Origin of the sequence: Aureimonas ureilytica, assembly GCF_001475935.1 — a bacterium.
GTDB lineage: Bacteria > Pseudomonadota > Alphaproteobacteria > Rhizobiales > Rhizobiaceae > Aureimonas > Aureimonas ureilytica_A.
The window spans coordinates 134,290-155,096 of sequence record NZ_LDQA01000015.1 but is presented as its reverse complement, the minus strand read 5'-3'; the positions used below and the strand labels follow the sequence as shown (position 1 = coordinate 155,096).

At 66.0% G+C, this 20,807-nt stretch carries 21 protein-coding genes; 15 read left to right on the top strand and 6 right to left on the bottom strand.

Annotation, left to right across the window (positions count from 1 at the left end; genetic code table 11):
- Positions 1–126 precede the first annotated feature (126 nt).
- A complete protein-coding gene (locus tag NS365_RS06710) occupies positions 127–1,560 on the bottom strand; it encodes a calcium-binding protein (protein ID WP_058599490.1) in 1,434 nt (477 codons plus the stop codon).
- Between the two features lie 785 nt (positions 1,561–2,345).
- On the opposite strand from NS365_RS06710, the gene rplU reads away from it, so the two are divergent.
- The 15 genes from rplU to NS365_RS06635 all read left to right on the top strand — a co-directional run bounded on the left by rplU (position 2,346) and on the right by NS365_RS06635 (position 15,337).
- A complete protein-coding gene (rplU, locus tag NS365_RS06705; RefSeq protein WP_082655748.1) occupies positions 2,346–2,657 on the top strand; it encodes a 50S ribosomal protein L21 in 312 nt (103 codons plus the stop codon).
- A 149-nt stretch (positions 2,658–2,806) separates the two neighbouring features.
- Positions 2,807–3,076 carry a 50S ribosomal protein L27 gene (gene rpmA, locus NS365_RS06700; protein ID WP_058599489.1) on the top strand — a complete coding sequence of 90 codons (270 nt, stop codon included), beginning with the start codon at positions 2,807–2,809 and terminating at the stop codon, positions 3,074–3,076.
- A gap of 127 nt (positions 3,077–3,203) precedes the next feature.
- Entirely contained in the window at positions 3,204–3,782 is a 579-nt protein-coding gene (locus NS365_RS06695) for a GNAT family N-acetyltransferase (protein ID WP_058599488.1), read from the top strand.
- Positions 3,740–4,345 (top strand): DUF3833 family protein, encoded by a 606-nt coding sequence (locus NS365_RS06690; protein ID WP_058599487.1) that lies wholly within the window; start codon positions 3,740–3,742, stop codon positions 4,343–4,345. Before NS365_RS06695 ends, NS365_RS06690 begins: the two co-directional genes overlap by 43 nt.
- A 107-nt stretch (positions 4,346–4,452) precedes the next feature.
- Positions 4,453–5,523, top strand: coding sequence for a GTPase ObgE (gene obgE / locus NS365_RS06685; protein ID WP_058599486.1), 1,071 nt, complete (start codon positions 4,453–4,455; stop codon positions 5,521–5,523).
- Entirely contained in the window at positions 5,520–6,677 is a 1,158-nt protein-coding gene (gene proB / locus NS365_RS06680; RefSeq protein WP_058599485.1) for a glutamate 5-kinase, read from the top strand. The genes obgE and proB overlap by 4 nt, the downstream gene beginning before the upstream one ends.
- Before the next feature lie 181 nt (positions 6,678–6,858).
- Complete coding sequence (locus tag NS365_RS06675) at positions 6,859–8,100, top strand: glutamate-5-semialdehyde dehydrogenase (protein ID WP_058599538.1); 1,242 nt, start codon at positions 6,859–6,861, stop codon at positions 8,098–8,100.
- Complete coding sequence (locus NS365_RS06670) at positions 8,097–8,735, top strand: nicotinate-nucleotide adenylyltransferase (protein WP_082684475.1); 639 nt, start codon at positions 8,097–8,099, stop codon at positions 8,733–8,735. The genes NS365_RS06675 and NS365_RS06670 overlap by 4 nt, the downstream gene beginning before the upstream one ends.
- Before the next feature lie 97 nt (positions 8,736–8,832).
- Positions 8,833–9,228, top strand: a complete 396-nt coding sequence (gene rsfS, locus NS365_RS06665; RefSeq protein WP_374700757.1) for a ribosome silencing factor — start codon at positions 8,833–8,835, stop codon at positions 9,226–9,228.
- A 61-nt stretch (positions 9,229–9,289) separates the two neighbouring features.
- Entirely contained in the window at positions 9,290–9,772 is a 483-nt protein-coding gene (gene rlmH / locus NS365_RS06660; protein WP_058599483.1) for a 23S rRNA (pseudouridine(1915)-N(3))-methyltransferase RlmH, read from the top strand.
- Between the two features lie 151 nt (positions 9,773–9,923).
- Positions 9,924–11,459, top strand: a complete 1,536-nt coding sequence (locus tag NS365_RS06655; protein ID WP_153003682.1) for a murein hydrolase activator EnvC family protein — start codon at positions 9,924–9,926, stop codon at positions 11,457–11,459.
- Positions 11,449–12,819: a S41 family peptidase gene (locus NS365_RS06650; RefSeq protein ID WP_058599481.1), complete on the top strand. Its 1,371-nt coding sequence runs from the start codon at positions 11,449–11,451 to the stop codon at positions 12,817–12,819. The genes NS365_RS06655 and NS365_RS06650 overlap by 11 nt, the downstream gene beginning before the upstream one ends.
- Positions 12,820–12,962: 143 nt before the next feature.
- Positions 12,963–14,135: a divergent polysaccharide deacetylase family protein gene (locus NS365_RS06645; RefSeq protein WP_058599480.1), complete on the top strand. Its 1,173-nt coding sequence runs from the start codon at positions 12,963–12,965 to the stop codon at positions 14,133–14,135.
- Between the two features lie 168 nt (positions 14,136–14,303).
- Positions 14,304–14,819, top strand: coding sequence for an RNA pyrophosphohydrolase (locus NS365_RS06640; protein ID WP_082684474.1), 516 nt, complete (start codon positions 14,304–14,306; stop codon positions 14,817–14,819).
- Positions 14,819–15,337 carry a GNAT family N-acetyltransferase gene (locus tag NS365_RS06635; protein ID WP_206612118.1) on the top strand — a complete coding sequence of 173 codons (519 nt, stop codon included), beginning with the start codon at positions 14,819–14,821 and terminating at the stop codon, positions 15,335–15,337. Before NS365_RS06640 ends, NS365_RS06635 begins: the two co-directional genes overlap by 1 nt.
- A gap of 216 nt (positions 15,338–15,553) precedes the next feature.
- Here the strand turns inward: NS365_RS06635 and NS365_RS06630 are convergent, their stop codons facing one another.
- The 5 genes from NS365_RS06630 to NS365_RS06610 all read right to left on the bottom strand — a co-directional run bounded on the left by NS365_RS06630 (position 15,554) and on the right by NS365_RS06610 (position 20,757).
- Positions 15,554–15,955: a F0F1 ATP synthase subunit epsilon gene (locus tag NS365_RS06630; protein WP_058599479.1), complete on the bottom strand. Its 402-nt coding sequence runs from the start codon at positions 15,953–15,955 to the stop codon at positions 15,554–15,556.
- Positions 15,956–16,163: 208 nt separating this feature from the next.
- Positions 16,164–17,615: a F0F1 ATP synthase subunit beta gene (gene atpD, locus NS365_RS06625; RefSeq protein WP_058599478.1), complete on the bottom strand. Its 1,452-nt coding sequence runs from the start codon at positions 17,613–17,615 to the stop codon at positions 16,164–16,166.
- A 108-nt stretch (positions 17,616–17,723) separates the two neighbouring features.
- Entirely contained in the window at positions 17,724–18,611 is an 888-nt protein-coding gene (locus NS365_RS06620) for a F0F1 ATP synthase subunit gamma (protein WP_058599477.1), read from the bottom strand.
- Positions 18,612–18,667: 56 nt separating this feature from the next.
- On the bottom strand, positions 18,668–20,197 hold the full coding sequence (atpA, locus tag NS365_RS06615) for a F0F1 ATP synthase subunit alpha (protein WP_058599476.1): 1,530 nt from the start codon (positions 20,195–20,197) through the stop codon (positions 18,668–18,670).
- On the bottom strand, positions 20,197–20,757 hold the full coding sequence (locus NS365_RS06610) for a F0F1 ATP synthase subunit delta (RefSeq protein ID WP_058599475.1): 561 nt from the start codon (positions 20,755–20,757) through the stop codon (positions 20,197–20,199). The genes atpA and NS365_RS06610 overlap by 1 nt, the downstream gene beginning before the upstream one ends.
- Between the last annotated feature and the right edge of the window lie 50 nt (positions 20,758–20,807).

The following is a 20,807-nucleotide window of genomic DNA, read 5'->3' as shown; positions in this document are numbered from 1 at the left end:
CCTTTCAGCGCCTCGCCCCGCGAAGGCGACACGGGGCGCTCGGCCCCCGCCTCGTCCGGGCGCTCAAACGAAAAGGCCGGGCGCTCGCGCACCCGGCCTTTTCAGTGTTTTCCCACGTGTCTCGTATCAGGCGACGAAGGTGAAGTCCGACGCCGACAGATCGGACAGGCTGACGCCGGTGAGCGTCAGCGTGTCGTTGGCGTCGAGCGTGATGACCACCGAAGTGCCGACCTGCTCGGCATTGGCCAGAACATCGGCCGCGTCCGCGAAGGTGCCCGCGCGGAAGACGATCGTGTCTTCGCTCGCGTTGAAGTCCGAGATGCGGTCGTTGCCGAAGCCGGCCGAGAATTCGAACGTGTCGCTGCCCGCGCCGCCGACCAGGAGATCGTCGCCCGCGCCACCCTTCAGGAGGTCGTTGCCATCACCGCCGAAGAGGCTGTCATTGCCCTGACCGCCGCTGATCGTGTCGTTGCCGGCATCGCCATAGAGCTTGTCGTCGCCCGTATAGCCCTCGATCCGATCGTCGCCGATGCCGCCGCTGACCGTATCGTTGCCGGCGTCGCCGAAGAGCTGGTCGTTGCCTTCGCCACCATTGAGAACGTCGTCGCCGTCGCCGCCCTGCAGCTTGTCGTCGCCCGCGCCGCCCAGCATCGTGTCGTTGCCGGCATCGCCGATCAGCACGTCGTTGCCCGCATCGCCCTGGAGGAAGTCATCGCCGATGCCGCCATGAAGCACGTCGTTGCCGGCGCCGCCGACCAAACGGTCATTGCCCGCATCGCCATACAGCGTGTCGTTGCCGTCGCCGCCGTCGAGCGTGTCGTTTCCGGCGCCGCCCGAGAGGATGTCGTTGTCGCCGTTGCCGTAGAGCTGGTCGTTGCCGTCGCCGCCCGAAAGCAGGTCGTCGCCGGCACCGCCGTTCAGCGTGTCGTTGCCGATCCCGCCGATCACCGTGTCGTTGCCCGAGCCGCCGAAGAGCACGTCATTGCCGGCATCGCCTTGCAGCATGTCGTTGCCGAGGCCGCCCTGAAGGTTGTCGTCGCCGTCGCCGCCCACGAGCACATCATTGCCCGCATCGCCATAAAGCGTGTCGTTGCCGGCATCGCCGTAGATCTTGTCGTCGCCCAGGCCGCCATGCAGCTCGTCATTGCCGAGACCACCGAACACGGTGTCGTTGCCGTCGCCGCCGTAGAGCGTGTCCTGGCCTTCGCCGCCGTTCAGCATGTCATTGCCGGCATCGCCGTAGATCAGATCGTTGTCCGCGCCGCCATAGAGCATGTCGTCGCCTGCGCCGCCGTAGATCTTGTCGTCGCCGGCGCCGCCGTAGATCGTATCGTTGCCACCGCCGCCGAAGAGCAGATCGATGCCGATGCCCCCGTTGAGCAGGTCATTGTCGTTGCCACCGGTAATGGAGTCGGCACCGGCGCCGCCGTACAGCAGGTTCTCGCCGCCGAAACCGGAAATGGTGTCGTCGCCGTCGAGACCCTGGATCAGGTCCGCCACTGCTGTTCCATTGAGGATTTCGCCGGCCGCAGTGCCGGTGATCGTATTCACGGTCGCCATGGATGTCCTTATATGTCTATCTTATAGATGTATTGGCGCACAAACCTTGCGTTTGCGGCAGCGCAATGCGTTCCGAGCCGACGAGGCGGTCAGCTCAACTTACGTGATCTATCGACCGTCCCGCACATGAACGAACGTGTGCCGGACCAACTGACCTACCGTAACGGAAGACGAGACCTTTCTTCTCCTGATGGAAAAGAACCAATCCTTTGCCTCTGGCCCAACCTTCTCAGCCCTATATCCGCGTTCCCCTTCGCGAAGCGGACAATTCATCGAGAAACATTAACTCTCTGTTAGGTGGGATTTTTTGTACTTCCCTGCCGCAAAGTCAAGGCATCCCCCAACCAATAGTGCGAACCGTCGCCTTGAATTGTTGAAGAGTCGCGGGAGCTGGGGCGAAAGCGCCACTCTTTTGAGGGAAGTACCCCGTTCGGCCGCATCTTGAGCACATGGGAGATGGCGCAAAACGCCATGCGAACCCACTTGGATGTGGTTCTCAGGTGGCGCGGCATCTGCGAAGCGGGCACCAAGAGCTCTCTTGCAAGGGTGTTCGCGTTTTTGCGACGCAATCGGTCCTGCCCGATGATTCTCGCCGCCGCCGCCGCCGCACGCTGCGAGAGACAGACCGCGCCTCGAAGCGATGCGTAACCTTGACGCAGAGCCGCAGGACGGTTAAGGCACACGCGTCTCAAGGTGCGCCCCTATCGCGCCCGGGGGCATCCCAAGAACCAAAAGAAGACGGTCGGGCGCTTCGAAGCGCCGAGAGCCGGACCGAAAGGTTGACCATGTTTGCAGTGATCAAGACCGGTGGCAAGCAGTACCGCGTTGCCGCCAACGACGAATTCGAGATCGAGCGTCTGCCGGGCAATGCCGGCGACACCATTTCCTTCACCGAAGTTCTGATGATCGACACCACGATCGGCGCGCCCTTCGTGGCCGGCGCCAGCGTGACCGCTGAGATCGTCGAGCAGACGCGCGGCCCGAAGGTCATCTCCTTCAAGAAGCGCCGTCGCCAGAACTCCAAGCGCACGCGCGGCCACCGTCAGGATCTGACCCTGGTGCGCATCTCCGAGATCCTCACCGGCGCGGCCTCGTAAGTCGAGGCTCGATCCCCGGCGCTGCCGCTGCGGTCCTTTGAGGGCTTGCGCCGGCGGCACCGAACGACAAGATGTGAACCCAACGCGGCGCGTTGCGTGATCGCTTCCAGCGGTCCCCCGTCGCGGCAGACGAATTCAGGAGACTTCCCATGGCACACAAAAAGGCTGGCGGTTCTTCCCGCAACGGTCGCGATTCCGAGTCCAAGCGCCTTGGCGTGAAGAAGTTCGGCGGCGAGAACGTCGTTTCGGGCAACATTCTCGTGCGTCAGCGCGGCACGCGCTGGCACCCGGGCACCAATGTCGGCATCGGCCGCGACCACACGCTCTTCGCCACCAGCAATGGCACCGTCGTTTTCCAGGCGAAGGCCCAGGGCCGAACCTACGTGTCCGTCATGCCGAAAGCAGAAGCCGCCGAGTGACCGGTTGCTTCAGAGCGCCGGCGTCCCAACGACCCGGCCTCTGACCCGCTCCGACGGGACAGGATGCGAAACGGGGAGATGGGGTGCCATCTCCCCGTTTTCCGTTTCCACCCGAAGGGCCGGTCCCATGATGTCATCGGAGATTCCACCCGAGGAAGACGAAAGTCGACTCGAGACCCTGCGGCTCGTCCTGCGCCTGGCGCGCATGGCCGACGCGCCCGCCATCGCGCGCCATGCCAACGACCGGCAGATCGCCGAGATGACCTCGCGCATTCCCCATCCCTACAGCCTCGGCCATGCCGAGAGCTTCCTGGCTTCGGTGGACGGCGAGCTGATCTTTGCGATCACCACGCGAGACGAGGGCGAGTTTCTGGGACTCTGCAGCCTGCAGGCGACGGAGCGCGAGAACACGGCCGAACTCGGCTATTGGATCGGCCGTTCCTTCTGGGGCAAGGGCTATGCGACCGAGGCCGCGCAGGCCATGATCGATTATGCCTTTCGCGCTTTGGAGTTGACCACGGTGGAGGTGCGCTGCCGCGTGATCAACGGGGCCTCGCGCCGGGTGATCCAGAAATGCGGCTTCGGCTATCGCGGCACGGGCTTGTCCACCTCGCTGGTGGCGGGGCGCGTCGCCAGCGAAACCTATGCGATGGACCGGCGGACATGGGAATCCCTGAAGGCCTGGGGCGGGCGCGGCTGGTGCTGACCTTGGCAAGAAGCCTGCCGGCGCTGGCCCTTATCGCGGCCTTGGGTTTCGCAGGGCCGGCCCGCGCGGACAATCTGTTCGATCTGGCGAGCTTCTTTGCCGGGCAAAGCGTCAGCGCCGGCGAGGTGCGCACGCTCCTCGTTTCGCGCGAAGCCTTCACGGCGCGCTTTACCGGGCGGACGTCGGGCCAGACGCTTCGTCTCGACGAGCGGTTTCGCTTTCCCGATGGCGAGCGGCTGCAACGCTGGGTGCTGCGGTTCGACGGGCCTCTGATCCGGGGCACGGTCGAGACGGAAGGCTCGGACGGCGCGCTCCATGCGCCCGTGCCGGTGGAGGGCGAGCGAGACGATGCCCATATCGTGCTGCGCTACACAGGCTTCGCGCCGGGCGGCGGTTCGCTGAAACTGCGGTTTCGGCACGAGATCCGACCGAACGGCGACGGAACGCTGAGCAATGACGTGACGGTGCGTCTTCTCGGCTTGCCGCTGGCGCATTCCGACGTCACCTTCGCCAAGACGCAAGGCGATCTCGCGCGCCATCTTGCCAGAGAGCGGCGTCCATAGGATCACTCCCGCTGACGGCGGGCCAACAAGACCCATCGAGCGGACGACCCCGTTCGACCCTATTCGATCCGGCCGATGGCTGGCAGCAGGACCCGAAAGACGAAGCGATGAAATTTCTGGACCGAGTCAAAGTCTATGTGCGCTCGGGCGACGGCGGTGCCGGCGCCGTGTCCTTCCGCCGCGAGAAGTTCATCGAGTTCGGCGGGCCGGATGGCGGCGATGGCGGGCGCGGCGGCGATGTCTTCATCGAGGCCGTTTCGGGCCTCAACACGCTGATCGACTATCGCTACCAGCAGCATTTCCGGGCCAAGACCGGAATGCACGGCATGGGTCGCAACCGCACGGGCGCCAAGGGCGACGACGTGACGCTGAAGGTGCCCGTGGGCACGCAGGTCTATGCCGAGGACGAGGAGTCGCTGCTCGCCGACCTCACCGAGATCGGCCAGAAGGTGCGCATCGCCGCCGGCGGCAATGGCGGCTTCGGCAACTGGCAGTTCAAGTCGTCGGTCAATCAGGCACCCTATCGCGCCAATCCGGGGCTAGAGGGCGAGGAACTGACGCTCTGGTTCCAGCTCAAGCTGATCGCCGATGCCGGCTTGGTCGGCCTGCCCAATGCCGGCAAGTCCACCTTCCTCGCCAGTTGCACCGCCGCGCGGCCGAAGATCGCCGATTATCCGTTCACGACGCTCTATCCCAATCTGGGTGTCGCGACCGTCGATGGGCATGAATTCGTGATCGCCGACATTCCCGGCCTGATCGAGGGCGCGCATGAGGGCGTGGGCATCGGCGACCGGTTCCTCGGCCATGTCGAGCGCACGCGCGTTCTTCTCCATCTGGTGTCGGCCGTGGAAGAAGACGTCGCCAAGGCTTACGAGACCGTTCGCCGTGAGCTGGAGCTTTACGACCCCGGGCTGATCGAAAAGCCGGAGATCGTCGCGCTCAGCCAGGTGGACACGGTGGACGACGAAACGCGCCGCGACAAGCTGGAGCAGCTGGAAGCCGTGGCCGGCGTCAAGCCCATCGTGCTGTCGGCCGTGACGCGCCACGGAATGCCTGAGGCGCTGCGTCGCCTGCGCCGCGAGATCGCCGATTTTGACGGCGAGGCGGCGGAGGATCAGGCCAAGGACGACCGTCGCCGCTTCGGCGCCACCCTATCCGACGAGGACTGGCGGGGATGAGCGACGCGCTGCAAGGTTACGGCCGCATCGTCGTCAAGATCGGCTCGGCCCTTCTGGTGGATCGCGAGCGGGGCTTGAAGCTCGACTGGCTGCGCTCGCTGACCGACGACGTGGCGGCGCTCGCCCGCGAAGGGCGCGAGGTGCTGCTGGTGTCGTCGGGCGCGATCGCGCTTGGCCGCGCCATCATGAAGCTGCCGCCCGGCGCCTTGAAGCTCGAAGAAGCGCAGGCGGCCGCCGCCGTCGGGCAGATCGCCCTGGCGCGCGCCTATAGCGAAGCGCTTGGCCGCCATGCGCTGGAAGCCGGCCAGATCCTGCTGACGCTGCGCGACACCGAGGAGCGCCGGCCCTATCTCAACGCGCGCGCCACGATCGGCACGCTGCTTCAGTTCGGCGCGGTTCCCGTGATCAACGAGAACGACACGGTGGCGACCGCCGAAATTCGCTATGGCGACAATGACCGCCTCGCCGCGCGCGTCGCGACCATGATGTCGGCCGACCTTCTGATTCTTCTGTCCGATATCGACGGACTCTACACCGCGCCCCCGGCGCAGGACCCGAACGCCCGGCACATTCCCGTGGTGGAGAGCATCACGCCGCAGATCGAGGCGATGGCGGGGGGCGCCGCCTCCATTTTCTCGCGCGGCGGCATGAAGACCAAGATCGACGCCGGCAAGATCGCGACCCATGCCGGCACGGCCATGATCATCACGCTCGGCAATCGCGAGAACCCGCTCGACGCGATCCGCCGGGGCGAGCGCCAGACGCTGTTTCGCGCCGGCACCGACCCCGTGCGCTCGCGCAAGCGCTGGATCGCCGGCCATCTCAACGCGACCGGCCGCCTGACGGTGGATGCGGGTGCTGTGCGCGCGCTCCAGGCCGGCAAGAGCCTGCTGCCGGCGGGCGTCAAGCGGGTGGACGGCGAGTTCCGGCGCGGCGATACGATCCTGGTGCTCGACGAATCCGGGGCGGAAGTCGCGCGCGGGCTCGTCGCCTATGATTCGGGCGATGCGCGGCTGATCGCGGGCTTGCGCTCGTCCGAGGTCGAGGAGCGGCTGGGCGAGATTTCCCGCACGGCGATGATCCACCGCGACGACCTCGTGATGGGCCGCACGGGCCAGGACGAAACCGTGGAGGGAAGCGAACATGCTGGATAAGAACCGGGGACAGAACCATTCGGCGAAGGGCGATCGAGGGATTGTTTCTGCCGGCGAGACGCCGGGCGCAGGCCATGCAGTGCATGGACGAGCACCGGCAACGATGTCCGGCGGGAACAAGACCCGGTCGGCCGACCCGAAGGGTTCTGTCCCCGGTTCTGAGACCGATGTCGCCGCGCTGATGCAGGACATGGGCGCGCGGGCGCGCAGCGCCGCGCGCGTTCTGGCGCTGGCCCCGGCCGAACAGAAGAGCGCCGCCCTCCTCGCCATGGCCGAGGCCGTGGAGCGTGCTGTTCCCGAAATCATCGAAGCCAACGCGACCGACCTCGCCAAAGCCGAAGAGGCCGGCATGGCCGCCTCGTTCCGCGATCGGCTGCGGCTGGACGAGGGGCGTATCCGCGCCATCGCCGGCAGCCTTCGCGAGATCGCCGCCCTCTCCGATCCGGTCGGCTCCACTGTGTCCGAATGGACGCGGCCGAACGGGCTCCTGATCCGGCGCGTGCGCACGCCCATCGGCACGATCGGCGTGATCTATGAAAGCCGACCCAATGTGACGGCGGATGCCGGCGCGCTGTGCCTCAAGGCCGGCAACGCCGTGATCCTGCGCGGCGGCTCGGATTCGGCGGCGTCCTCAGGCGCGATCCACCGCGCGCTTCAGGCCGGGCTCGAACAGGCGGGCCTGCCGGCGGACGCGATCCAGCTCGTGCCGGTGACGGATCGCGCGGCGGTGGGCGAAATGCTGAAGGGTCTGAACGGGGCGATCGACGTGATCGTGCCGCGCGGCGGGCGCTCCCTCGTGGAGCGCGTGCAATCGGAAGCGCGCGTGCCGGTCTTCGCCCATCTCGAAGGGCTGTGCCATCTCTATATCGACCGCGCGGCGGACCTTGCCATGGCGCGGGGCATCGCCGTCAACGCCAAGATGCGGCGCACCGGCATCTGCGGCGCGGCCGAGACACTGCTAGTGGACGAGACGGTCGCGACAACCCATCTCGTGCCGATCCTCGACGCGCTGCGCGAGGCCGGCTGCGAGGTGCGGGGCACTGAGGATGTGCGCCGGCTCGACCCCAAGGCGCTGCCGGCCAGCGACGAGGATTTCCGCACCGAATATCTCGACGCGATCATCTCCGTCGCGCTGGTCGACGGCGTGGACGGGGCGATCGAGCATATCGCGCGCTATTCCTCGCACCACACGGAAGCGATCGTGAGCGAGGATGCCGAGGCTGTGGAGCGGTTCTTCCGCTCGGTGGATTCGGCCATTCTCCTGCACAATGCCTCGACCCAGTTCGCCGATGGCGGCGAGTTCGGCTTCGGCGGCGAAATCGGCATCGCGACCGGTAAGATGCACGCGCGCGGCCCGGTCGGCGTCGAGCAGCTGACGACCTTCAACTATCGCGTTTCCGGCTCGGGCCAGATTCGTCCGTGAGTTCCCCCCGGTTCGGAACGGAGGGGCTGACCAAGGCCGAGCTGTCCATCCCCCCCGTCGTGCCGGGCCTTCGCATCGGGCTCTTCGGCGGTTCGTTCAACCCGGCGCATGAGGGCCACCTCCTCGTCGCCGAAACAGCGCTGCGACGGCTCGAACTCGACCGCATCTGGTGGATGGTCTCGCCCGGCAATCCGCTGAAGGACCATCGCAACCTGCGCCCTCTGTTGGAGCGCATCGAGCAATCCCGCGCTTTGGCGGAGGACCCGCGCATCGTGGTCACCGCCTTCGAGGCGGCGCACCAGATCCGCTACAGCGCCGATACGGTTCGTCTCGTGAAGCGTCGCTGTACGGGCGCGCGTTTCGTCTGGGTCATGGGCGCGGACAGTCTGGCCGGCTTCCACCGCTGGCAGGACTGGCGCGCCATCGCGAGCGCCATGCCGATCGCGGTGGTGGATCGGCCGGGCTCGACGCTGGCCCCGCTCTCGTCCCGCGCGGGGCGGGCGCTCGCGCGCTATCGACTACCCGAAGGGGAAGCCCAGCGCCTCGCCTTCAAACCGCCGCCGGCCTGGGTGTTCCTGCACGGACCCTGCTCCCGGCTTTCGTCCACGCTTCTGCGGGCAAGTGCTTCGTCTTGAAAGAGACAGCATTCCTTGCCATTTTTAATGCGATCCGTGGGGTTTCACCCCCGATCGCGACCCTCGAAGGAGAAATTCGCTGACTTCTGCCGCTGAACTGAAGGACGGTCTTGCCGCTCCTTCCGACGTCACCGCCGCCGACACGTCCACGGCCCGGTCCGTCCTCGACGTCGTGACCGCGAGCCTTGACGATTCCAAGGCCGAAGACGTGGTTGCGATCAATCTTGCGGGCCGCTCCGCGCTGGCCGACCATATGGTCATCGCCTCCGGCCGCTCGCACCGCCACGTTTCCGCCGTCGCAGACCATCTCCTGCGCGATTTGAAGGAAGGCGGCTTCGGCCAGGCCAAGGTCGAAGGTATCGAGAACGGCGATTGGGTTCTGATCGATACGGGCGACATCATCGTCCATATCTTCCGCCCCGAAGTGCGCAGCTTCTACAATATCGAGAAGATGTGGAGCGTGGCCGAAGGCAGCGAGTCGAAGCTGCATTGAGCCGACGCCGCTTCCCATGCGTTGCCGGGTGGCCTTGCCGCCCGGCCGTGAAGCCTGATCCATGCGCCTGACGCTGGCCGCCATCGGCAAGATGAAGGCCGGACCAGAGCAGGAACTGGCGGCGCGCTATCTCGATCGTCTGCGCAAGGCCGGGCCGCCGCTGGGGCTCGACTTCGCGGGCGTCGTGGAGCTGCCCGAATCCCGCTTCTCGACCGTCATGGAGCGGAAGCGCGACGAAGCGTCGCGCCTGCAAGCCGCGCTGCCCGAGGGTTGCCGCTTCATCGTTCTGGACGAAACCGGCAAGACACCCTCGTCGGAAGACTTTGCGTCCGATCTCGCCACGATCCGCGACGAAGGCTTGCGCGATCTGGCGCTGGTGATCGGCGGGCCGGACGGGCTGTCGGACGAAATGCGAAAGAGCGCCCTGCGCGTGCTCGCCTTCGGTCGCCTGACCTTCCCGCATCAGATCGTGCGCATTCTCCTGGCCGAGCAACTTTACCGCGCGGCGACCATCCTGGCGGGCCACCCCTATCATCGCTCGTAAGCGATCGTCATTCTCGGCTGGATCGCAAAGGGATGCTGGCGCGCCCGCATGGTTGATGGAATGTTAAGCTTCCCCGTCTAGCGTTCAACACTCGCATGGGGATGCCAAAGGCGGATTGCGTTTGAAGCGCGAACATTCGAAGCGCGAACAGATGAGACCGAGAGGAAGCGCGCATCGCTTCGTCCGCGAGCGGGCCTCCGGCTTGGCTCTGGTCGCGCTCCTGTCGCTCGCGTCGGCCCAGCCCGCCCTGTCGCGGGACGACCGAGACCTCGACCCAGCCCCCGTCGGCTCGATCGTCCTGTCGCGCGCCGCCGACGGCGAGATCGCGGCCACCACGGAAGCCAGCCCGAACCGCTCGCGCGCCGAGGCGCTCGCCGCCGAGCGGGCGCGCACCGAAGCCGATCTCAAGCGCATCAGCGCGGAAATCTCGCTGTCCAAGGAAGCTGCCCAGCGGATCGACCGCGAGGTCGCCGCCATCAAGGCCGATCGCGAACGCATTCGGTCCGCCCTGATCGAGTCGGCCGCCGAGCAAAAGCGCCTGTCGGGCGAGTTGACCAAGAGCGAGGACCGCATCGCGGGTCTGGGCCAGGAGGAAGGCCGCATCAAGCTGTCGCTGCGCGAGCGGCGCGGCGTTCTCGCCGAGGTTCTGGCCGCGCTCCAGCGCATGGGCCGCAAGCCGCCGCCCGCCCTTCTCGTGCGGCCCGACGATGCCTTGGGCTCGGTGCGCAGCGCCATTCTCCTGGGGGCCGTCGTGCCCGAGATCCGCGCGCAGACCGAGGCGCTGAAGACGGATCTGGAGCGGCTGGTGGCCGTTCGCGCGCAGCTCTCCGACGAAAAGACACGCTTTGCCGATGCGCTCGCCAAGAGCCGCGAAGAGGAAGAGCGTCTGTCTCGTCTGATGGACGAGAAGCAGAAGCTCGAAGCCGAAGGCCGCGGCCGGATCGGCGAGGAAACGCGCCGCGCCGCCGAACTGGGCGCGCAGGCCACCAGCCTGCAGGAACTCGTCGCCTCGCTGGAGCAGGAAACGCAGCGCGCCAAAGAGGTGGAAGAGCGCGAGCGGCTGGCCGCCGAGCTCGCGCGCCGCGCGGCGGACGAAGCGCGCCGGCAAGCCGAGGACAAGGCCAAGGCTTCCGGGCAGCCGCCCCCCAGCGAAGACGCGAGCCCCACCGCCCCGGCCCGCAAAGCTTACGACATCGCCGAGCTAAGGCGCAAAATGACGCGGCTTGCGCCCACTGCCGCATTTTCGACAATGAAATCGCGCCTCGTCAAACCGGTCGCGGGCCGGGAAACGGGTCGGTTCGGGCAGGATGATGGAACCGGGCGTCTGGCTTTGGGCGACACTTTCGCGGCGCGTGTCGGCGACGTGGTGACCGCTCCTGCCGATGCCACGGTTCTTTACTCGGCTCCATTCCGTTCCTATGGCCAGCTCTTGATCCTCGACGCGGGCGACGGCTATCATATCGTTCTGGCCGGCATGGGCCGTATCGACGTGGCGGTCGGGCAGTCCGTGCTTGCGGGCGAGCCGCTGGCTACCATGGGCGCGATGCGGGTGGCGAGCGCCGCGAAAACGGACATGTCGAGTGCCGAACCCTCGCTCTACGTGGAATTTCGCAAGGACGGGAAACCGGTCGATCCGAATCCCTGGTGGACGGATGGATCATCTGGAAGGACGAGGAATGATACGTAAGCTCTCCATTCTCTTCGCGGGAGCGCTTCTGGGTGCCACCGCCATGACCGCGTTCGTCGGCCCGCACAGCGGCGTCGCCAATGCGGCGGGTTCGGACACCTATCGTCAGCTGGCGATCTTCGGTGACGTGTTCGAGCGCGTGCGCGCGCAATATGTCGATGTACCGGACGATCAGAAGCTGATCGAGACCGCCATCAACGGCATGCTCACCTCGCTCGACCCCCATTCCAGCTACATGAACGCCAAGGAAGCGGCGGACATGCGCACGGAAACGCGCGGCGAGTTCGGCGGCCTCGGCATCGAGGTCACGATGGAGAACGAGCTGGTCAAGGTCATCTCGCCCTTCGAAGGCACACCGGCCGACAAGGCGGGCGTCCTGGCGGGTGATCTGATCGCCGAGATCAACGGCGAGCAGGTGCGCGGCCTCAACCTCGCGCAGGCCGTCGAGAAGATGAAGGGCGAGATCGGCACCAAGGTCGAGCTTACCATCGTTCGCGAAGGCGCGGCCCAGCCCGTGCGCCTGACGCTGGAGCGCGCCGAGATCAAGGTTCCTTCCGTGCGCCACACGGTCGAGAACGATGTCGGCTATATCAAGCTCCTGCGCTTCAACGAGCAGACCACGACCGGCCTCGAAGAATCGATCAAGGACATCAAGGCCAAGATCCCGGCCGACAAGCTCAAGGGCTATGTGCTCGACCTCCGGCGCAATCCCGGCGGTCTTCTGGACGAAGCCGTCAGCGTGTCCGACGCCTTCCTCAACAGCGGCGAGATCGTCTCGACGCGCGGCCGCAACGCCGAGGAAACGCGCCGCTACAACGCCCGTCCGGGCGACGACATCGACGGCAAGCCGCTGATCGTGCTGGTCAACGGCGGCTCGGCCTCGGCTTCGGAAATCGTCGCAGGCGCCTTGCAGGATCAGCGCCGCGCCACGGTGCTCGGCACGCGGTCCTTCGGCAAGGGCTCGGTCCAGACCATCATTCCGCTGGGTGCCAACGGCGCGCTGCGTCTGACCACGGCGCTCTACTACACGCCGTCGGGCTCCTCGATCCAGGGTCGCGGCATCCGCCCGGACATCGTGGTGGAACAGCCCCTGCCCGAGGAAATCAAGGCGCAGATGGGCCTTGGCGCGGACGAAGACCTGAAGATGGGCGAGTCGTCGCTGCGCGGCCACATCCAGGGCAAGGAAGAAGACAAGGAAGGCTCCGGCTCGCTCGATTACGTGCCGCCGGACGCCAAGGACGACATCCAACTTCAGACCGCGCTGGAACTCCTGCGCGGCTCCAAGACGGACCCGGCCTTCCCGCCCAAGCAGGATTCGGCCGCCGTGCCGAAGCAGAACGCGGCCGCCGTCGCGAACTGAGCCAAGCTTCAACAGCGATCGAAAGGCCTCGGCGTCCGCGCCGGGGCCTTTTTCGTTGGTATCGATCTTGGGAACGCACGCGGCCTGCCACGATACCCGAGCGCCTGAAAGCTCCAATCCAGCCTGAGATCCTAGAAGAGCTTATGCGCGAAGAGCTGTATCGCCCTTTGGGGCTGGACCGGACGGTGACCAAGGATGCGTCGAAGGCGCGGCGTATCCGTTCGCACGTGCTTTTAGGCCTGTCCGGCGCGGCGCTTCTCGGCGGCTCCCTCGCCAGCGTGCTTCTCCAACCCGATTTCGCTCCGCCCCCCGCGCCCGCCCCTCTGGCGATCGTCGCGAAAGTGGAAGCGCCCGCTGCCCCCAAAGGTCCGACGATCGTTCGTCCCAGTGAAGGCGGCGGCGTGACGATCGCCGACGGCGACGGCGTCATCCGCCAGAGCGAGGGGCTGGATAGTGTCCAGACCGGCTCGGTGCGCGTTCTCGAACCGGGATCGCTGCGCCAGTCGCCGTCCTTCGCCCATCTGCCCGAAGACGCCCTGCTCGAAGGCAGCGCCTTCGGGCGCCTGCCCGTGCGGGCCGGTGACGGGCGCCGCCCGCTCGATGTCTATGCCGGCGCACCCGCACGAGCAGGCGGCACGCGGGTAGCCATCGTCGTGGGCGGCCTCGGCATCAGCCAGACGGGTACGCAGAAGGCGGTCCAGAACCTGCCGCCCGGCGTCACCCTTGCCTTCGCGGCGGCGGGCAACAGCCTCGATCGCTGGATGCAGGCGGCACGCCGCAACGGGCACGAGCTTCTTCTGCAAGCGCCGATGGAGCCCTTCGGCTATCCGCAGGTCTCGCCGGGCGAACACACGCAGACGGTGGCGAGCGCCGAGAGCGGCAATTTCGACGCGCTTCACTGGGCCATGGGTCGGCTCACCAATTACGTGGGCGTCATGAACTTCATGGGCGCGCGCTTCAATTCCGACCCACGCGCGCTGGAGCCCTTCCTCGGCGAGCTGTCGCGGCGCGGACTACTCTATCTCGATGACGGCACGTCGCCGCGATCGGTCAGCCGCGATGTTGCGGTCGCTGGCAGCACGCCCTTCGCCTCGTCCGATCTGGTGCTGGACGAGGACCGCACGTCCGAGGCCATTGCGCGCCAGCTCGACACGCTGGAGCGAATCGCGCGCGCCAAGGGCACGGCGATCGGCGTGGCCAGCGCGTTCGACACGACGATCGCCTCCATCGCGCGTTGGGCCAAGGAGGCCGAGGCGCGCGGGATTGAGATCGTACCCATCTCAGCGCTCGCCTATGATCCCGAGGCGCGAGGCTGACGGCCCTTGTCGCCTCGCCGATGGCCATATGGCTAGATGGCCAGATGGCTAGATGGCCAGATGGCCGGTGGGAAACAGGCCGGCTCGCCTTTGGAAATCATTAACCATCTCCCGATTCCTACCGCATTGCGGTAGCTTGGCCCACCCGTCTGATTCGAGAGGTGCTGCGTGACCGTCGATCCCGAAACTCTTCCCTATCGCCCCTGTGTGGGCGTCATGGTGCTGAACCGGGAGAACAAGATCTTCCTGGGCCGGCGCATCGCGGAACCCCAAGGCGAGATGGACGGGGCGTCGAAGCTCTGGCAGATGCCGCAGGGCGGAATCGATGAGGACGAGAACCCGCGCCTCGCCGCCGAGCGCGAACTGTTCGAGGAAACCGGCATTCGCTCCGTGTCGCTCCTGGCGCAGACGGCGGACTGGCTGACCTACGAATTGCCGCCCGAACTCGTCGGCATCGCGCTGAAGGGCAAGTTCCGGGGCCAGAAGCAGATGTGGTTCGCCTTCCGCTTTCTCGGCGAGGACAGCGAAGTGCAGATCAATCCTCCGCCCGGCGGCCACTCGGCGGAGTTCGATGAGTGGGGCTGGAAGACGATGGATGAGGCGCTGGACCTCGTGGTGCCGTTCAAGCGCGGCGTCTACGAGGCCATGATCGCCGAGTTCCGACACCTCGAAAGCGCCGAGTGATGGCTTTCTCCTCGCAGGGCCCCGTCGTTTACCGCGACATGCAGGATGGGGAATTGGCCGCGATCGAAACGATCCATGCCAGCGCCTTCGGACGCGACGAGGAAGCGCGTCTGCCTCAGGCCATCATCAATGACGGGCACGAGATTCTCTCCGTTGTCGCCGCCAAGGGAGATTATCTCGTCGCCCATGCGCTGTTTTCGGCGCTGCGCGGCGCGGATGGCGCGCTGGCTCTAGGCCCTGTGGCGGTGGTGCCCGATCAGCAGGGTTCGGGCATTGGCAGCCATCTGATTCGCTATGGGCTCGACCGCGCTCGGGAAGCGGGCTGGCGCTCCGTCTTCGTGCTCGGCGATCCCGCCTTCTACGGCCGCCTCGGCTTCGAAGCGCGGCTGGCGCGGGGCGCGGCCGTGCCTTGGGCTGGGCCGCACTTCCAAGCTCTCGAACTCGTGCCTCAGGCCCTCGATGGCTGGAGCGGCATCCTGCGGTATCCGAGCGCCTTTGGCGGCGAAGACATTATCTGAGATCCACGGGCGGCGTTGGCAACGCGCCAGCGCCGTTCCGCGCGACAGTCGACGCAAGCGCTGGCGATTCCCGCGTTTGACGCCCGCTTGCCTACGCTTGAGACGAGGCTTTCAGCACAGACCGACACCAGACACGTCGGAGGTTATTTAGGGGTCCTGAACGACAAAAGCCCAGCCGAAAGGCTGGGCTTTTTCAGGAGTCCGACAGTGAGCTTCTCAGAGCTCGACGCGCGCGTTGCGCAGGTCGGCCAAACGCTGCTCCGTGCGGGCGCGGGCATCGTCATTGTCCGCAACGGTCGAGAGCGTCGTCTCGAGTTCAGTGATCTGACGATCGAACTCGCCCGACTTCATCTCCTCGGCCGGGGTCGCGTGCTCGGCCAGAAGCGTGAAGCTGTCCGGGCCGATGTCGGCGAAGCCACCCTGCACGTAGATGCGCTTGGTGCCGCCCGAGGCCAGCTGCGCGTCCACCATGCCAGGCTTCAGCGTCGTCATCAGCGGCGCGTGGCCGGCCATGATGGTGAAATAGCCTTCGACGCCGGGCGCGCGAACCGACGTGACCTGCTCCGACAGGAGCAGACGCTCGGGGGACACCAGTTCGAATTTGAAACCGCTAGCCACGATGGTCCTGCCTTCCACGCTCCCGCAGAGGGGGCAACTGGGTGGCGCCGACCCGAACGAAGGCGCCGTCTATCCGATAAAGGGTTCGCGACACCACATGGACGCGAAGCTCAAAGCCATGCCGTTGAAACGGCTTTGCTTCGATGGGCAGCGGCGGACCCAAATCCGCCGCGCCGTGACATCATCTCCGGCCGAAGCCGCTCTGGGATTAGGCCTGCGCCGCGAGCTTCTGGGCCTTTTCGATCGCCTGATCGATGGAGCCGACCATGTAGAAGGCCGCTTCCGGCAGGTGGTCGTATTCGCCTTCCACGAGGCCCTTGAAGGAGCGGATCGTGTCTTCCAGCGGAACCAGCTGGCCGGGCGAGCCGGTAAAGACTTCAGCGACGAAGAAGGGCTGCGACAGGAAGCGCTCGATCTTGCGGGCGCGCGCCACGGTCAGCTTGTCCTCTTCGGACAGTTCATCCATGCCGAGAATGGCGATGATGTCCTGCAGCGACTTGTACTTCTGCAGGATCTGCTGGACCTTGCGAGCCGTGTCGTAATGCACCTCACCGATGATCATCGGCGAAAGCATACGCGACGTGGAGTCCAGCGGGTCCACCGCCGGGTAGATGCCCTTTTCGGAAATGGCGCGGTTGAGAACCGTCGTCGCGTCCAAGTGGGCGAAGGAGGTGGCCGGCGCCGGGTCGGTCAAGTCGTCGGCGGGCACGTAGATGGCCTGGACCGAGGTGATCGAACCCTTGGTGGTCGTGGTGATGCGCTCCTGCATGGCGCCCATGTCGGTCGCCAGCGTCGGCTGATAGCCCACCGCCGAAGGAATACGGCCGAGAAGCGCCGACACTTCCGAACCCGCCTGGGTGAAGCGGAAGATGTTGTCGACGAAGAACAGCACGTCCTGGCCCTGGTCGCGGAAATTTTCCGCGATGGTGAGGCCGGTCAGTGCGACGCGGGCGCGCGCGCCAGGAGGCTCGTTCATCTGGCCGTAAACGAGGGCCGCCTTGGAGCCAGCGGTGGAGCCGCCGTTCTCATGCGGGTCCTTGTTCACGCCGGACTCGATCATCTCGTGATAGAGATCGTTGCCCTCGCGGGTGCGCTCGCCGACGCCGGCAAACACGGAGTAACCGCCGTGCGCCTTCGCGACGTTGTTGATCAGTTCCTGAATGAGAACGGTCTTGCCGACGCCGGCGCCACCGAACAGGCCGATCTTACCACCGCGCGCGTAGGGGGCGAGCAGGTCGATGACCTTGATGCCCGTCACGAGGATCTGCGACTCGGGATTCTGCTCGACATAGGGAGGAGCCGGCTGGTGGATGCCGCGCTTCTGCGTGTATTCGATCGGGCCGACTTCGTCGATCGGCTCGCCGATGACGTTCATGATGCGGCCGAGCGTGCCGTCGCCGACCGGAACCTGGATCGGGCCGCCGGTGTCGGACACAGGCTGGCCGCGCACCAGACCTTCGGTCAGGTCCATGGCGATGGTGCGGACGGTGTTCTCGCCCAGATGCTGCGCGACTTCGAGGACGAGGCGGTTGCCGTTATTGTCCGTCTCGAGCGCGTTCAGGATTTCCGGCAGATTGCCGTCGAACTCGACGTCGACGACGGCGCCGATGACCTGGGCAACCCGGCCCATCGAGCCGTTCCGATCCAATGTGTCAGCCATCACGGCCTCCTCTCGAATTTGGGTGTCGGCGCGTCCGGCGTCTTCGCCTCCCGCGTCCGTCGTCTGATGAGATTGGTCGGCTCCGCCAGCGGAACCGACCGAAATCGATTAGAGCGCCTCGGCGCCCGCGATGATCTCGATGAGTTCCGTCGTGATCTGCGCCTGGCGCTGACGGTTGTACGAGATCGAGAGCTTGTTGATCATGTCGCCGGCATTGCGCGTGGCGTTGTCCATCGCGCTCATGCGCGCACCCTGTTCGGATGCCGCGTTCTCCAGAAGAGCACGGAAGATCTGAACCTTGATGTTGCGCGGAATGAGATCGGCGAGGATCGCCTCGGGCTCCGGCTCGTACTCATAGAGCGCGCCGCCCTTGGCAGCCGGGGCCGCATCCTCGGCCGTTTCGACATCGGCCGGAATGATGCGCTGAGCGGTCGGGCGCTGCGTGATGACGTTCTCGAAGGCCGAGAAGAAGATCGTCGCGACGTCGAACTCGCCCTTGGCGAACATATCGCTCACCATGTCGGCCACGGCTTCGGCCTCGGCGAAATTCGCCGTGCGATGGCCGCTATGGTCGAGACGCGCCACGATCTTCGAGCCGAAGTCACGGCGCATGATGTCCGTGCCCTTCTTGCCGACGGAGATGATCTTCACCACCTTGCCGGCCGCTTCGAGACGGCGAACATGCTCGCGCACCAGACGCACGATCTGGGCGTTGAAGCCGCCGCACAAGCCGCGATCGCTCGTGAAGACGACCAGCAGATGCGTGTCGTCCTTGCCGGTGCCGGCCATCAGCGGCGAGACATTCTCGCCGCCTTCCATCGCGCCCGCGATGTTGCGCATCACCGACGCGATCCGCTCGGAATAGGGACGCGCCGCCTCGGCCGCATCCTGGGCGCGACGGAGCTTGGCCGCCGCGACCATCTGCATGGCCTTGGTGATCTTCTGCGTCGCCTTCACCGAGGCGATGCGGTTTCTCAGATCCTTGAGCGAAGCCATGGGTCTGGTGCGTCTCCTATCCGGCTTTGGCCGATCTCAGGCGAGAATCCCTCGCCTCAGGCGAAGGACTTCGCGTACTGTTCCAGAGCGGCCTTGAGCTTGCCGCGCGTGTCGTCGGACAGCTGCTTCTCGGTCGCGATCGTGTCGAGGATCGACTTGTGCTCGGTGCGCAGCATCGAGAGGAGGCCCTCTTCGAAGCGACCGACATCCGTCACCTTGAGCTTGTCGAGGAAGCCCTGCGTGCCGGCGAAGATCACCGCGACCTGCTCTTCCGTCTTCAGCGGCGAGAACTGCGGCTGCTTCAGGAGTTCGGTCAGGCGCGCGCCACGATTCAGGAGGCGCTGCGTCGCGGCGTCGAGATCGGAGCCGAACTGCGCGAAGGCCGCCATTTCGCGATACTGGGCGAGCTCGCCCTTGATCGAGCCAGCCACCTGCTTCATCGCCTTGATCTGCGCGGCGGAGCCGACGCGCGACACGGACAGACCGACGTTCACCGCGGGGCGGATGCCCTGGTAGAACAGGTTGGTCTCGAGGAAGATCTGGCCGTCGGTGATCGAGATCACGTTGGTCGGGATATAGGCCGAGACGTCGTTGGCCTGCGTCTCGATGACCGGGAGAGCGGTCAGCGAGCCGGCGCCCATGTCGTCGTTCAGCTTGGCCGCGCGCTCCAGAAGGCGCGAGTGCAGGTAGAAGACGTCGCCCGGATAGGCTTCGCGGCCCGGCGGACGGCGCAGAAGCAGCGACATCTGACGGTAGGACACGGCCTGCTTGGACAGATCGTCATAGGCGATCACGGCATGCATGCCGTTGTCGCGGAAATACTCGCCCATGGCGCAGCCCGCGAAGGGCGCGATATACTGCATCGGAGCCGGGTCCGACGCGGTCGCGGCGACGACGATCGAATACTGCATAGCGCCGCGCTCTTCGAGCGTGCGGACGAACTGCGCCACGGTCGAGCGCTTCTGGCCGATCGCGACGTAGATGCAGTAGAGGCGGTCCTTCTCGTTGCCCGCGTCATGCGCCGGCTTCTGATTCAGGAACGTGTCGAGCAGAATGGCGGTCTTGCCGGTCTGACGATCGCCGATGACGAGCTCGCGCTGGCCACGGCCGATCGGGATCAGAGCGTCGATGGCCTTGAGGCCGGTCGACATGGGCTCATGCACCGACTTACGCGGGATGATGCCGGGGGCCTTCACGTCGACGCGGCGACGTTCGAAGCCATCGATCGGGCCCTTGCCGTCGATCGGGTTGCCGAGACCGTCCACGACGCGGCCGAGCAGGCCCTTGCCGACGGGAACGTCCACGATCGCGCCGGTGCGGCGAACGGTGTCGCCTTCCTTGATGTCGCGGTCGGAGCCGAAGATCACGACGCCGACATTGTCGGATTCGAGGTTCAGCGCCATGCCACGCACGCCGCCGGGGAACTCGACCATCTCGCCGGCCTGGCACTTGTCGAGGCCGTAGACGCGGGCGATACCGTCACCGACGGACAGAACCGTACCGACCTCGGAGACTTCCGCCTCGCTGCCGAAGTTCTTGATCTGGTTCTTGAGGATTGCGGAAATTTCCGCGGCCCGGATGTCCATCAGCCGACCTCTTTCAGCGCAAGCTTAAGGGATGAGAGTTTGGTGCGAAGCGAGGTGTCGATCTGACGCGAACCGATGCGGACCACAAGGCCGCCAAGCAACGCGGGATCGACGCTTTCGCGCATCGTCACCGTCTTTTGGGTATAGGCACCGAGCGCGCTCGCCAGTTCGCGGCGCTGCTCGTCGTTCAGGGCGTGGGCGCTGACCACTTCGGCCTCGACCTCGCCGCGATGGGCGGCGGCCATCTGCCGGAAGCCCCGGACGATGGACGGGAGAGCGAAGAGGCGACGATTGCTCGCCACAACCTTCAGGAAATTTCCAACCAGTACGCTGGGTCCGACAGCGGCGACGATCGCGCCGATCGCGCGCAGCTGCTCGTCCGAAGTGAAAGCCGGGCTTTCGACCAGACGGCGGAAGTCCGCATTCTCATCGATCAAGGACTGGAACTGAACCAGTTCCTGTTCGGTCGTCTCGAGCGAACCCTCGTCGCGCGCGAGCTCGAAGAGGGACTGGGCGTAGCGTTCTGCGACCCCGGAAACCGGGGAGGATGATGTGGCCACGGACGAGCGCTTCTCTTCACGTCTGGTTCGAGGCGCCTCGCGGGAAGAGC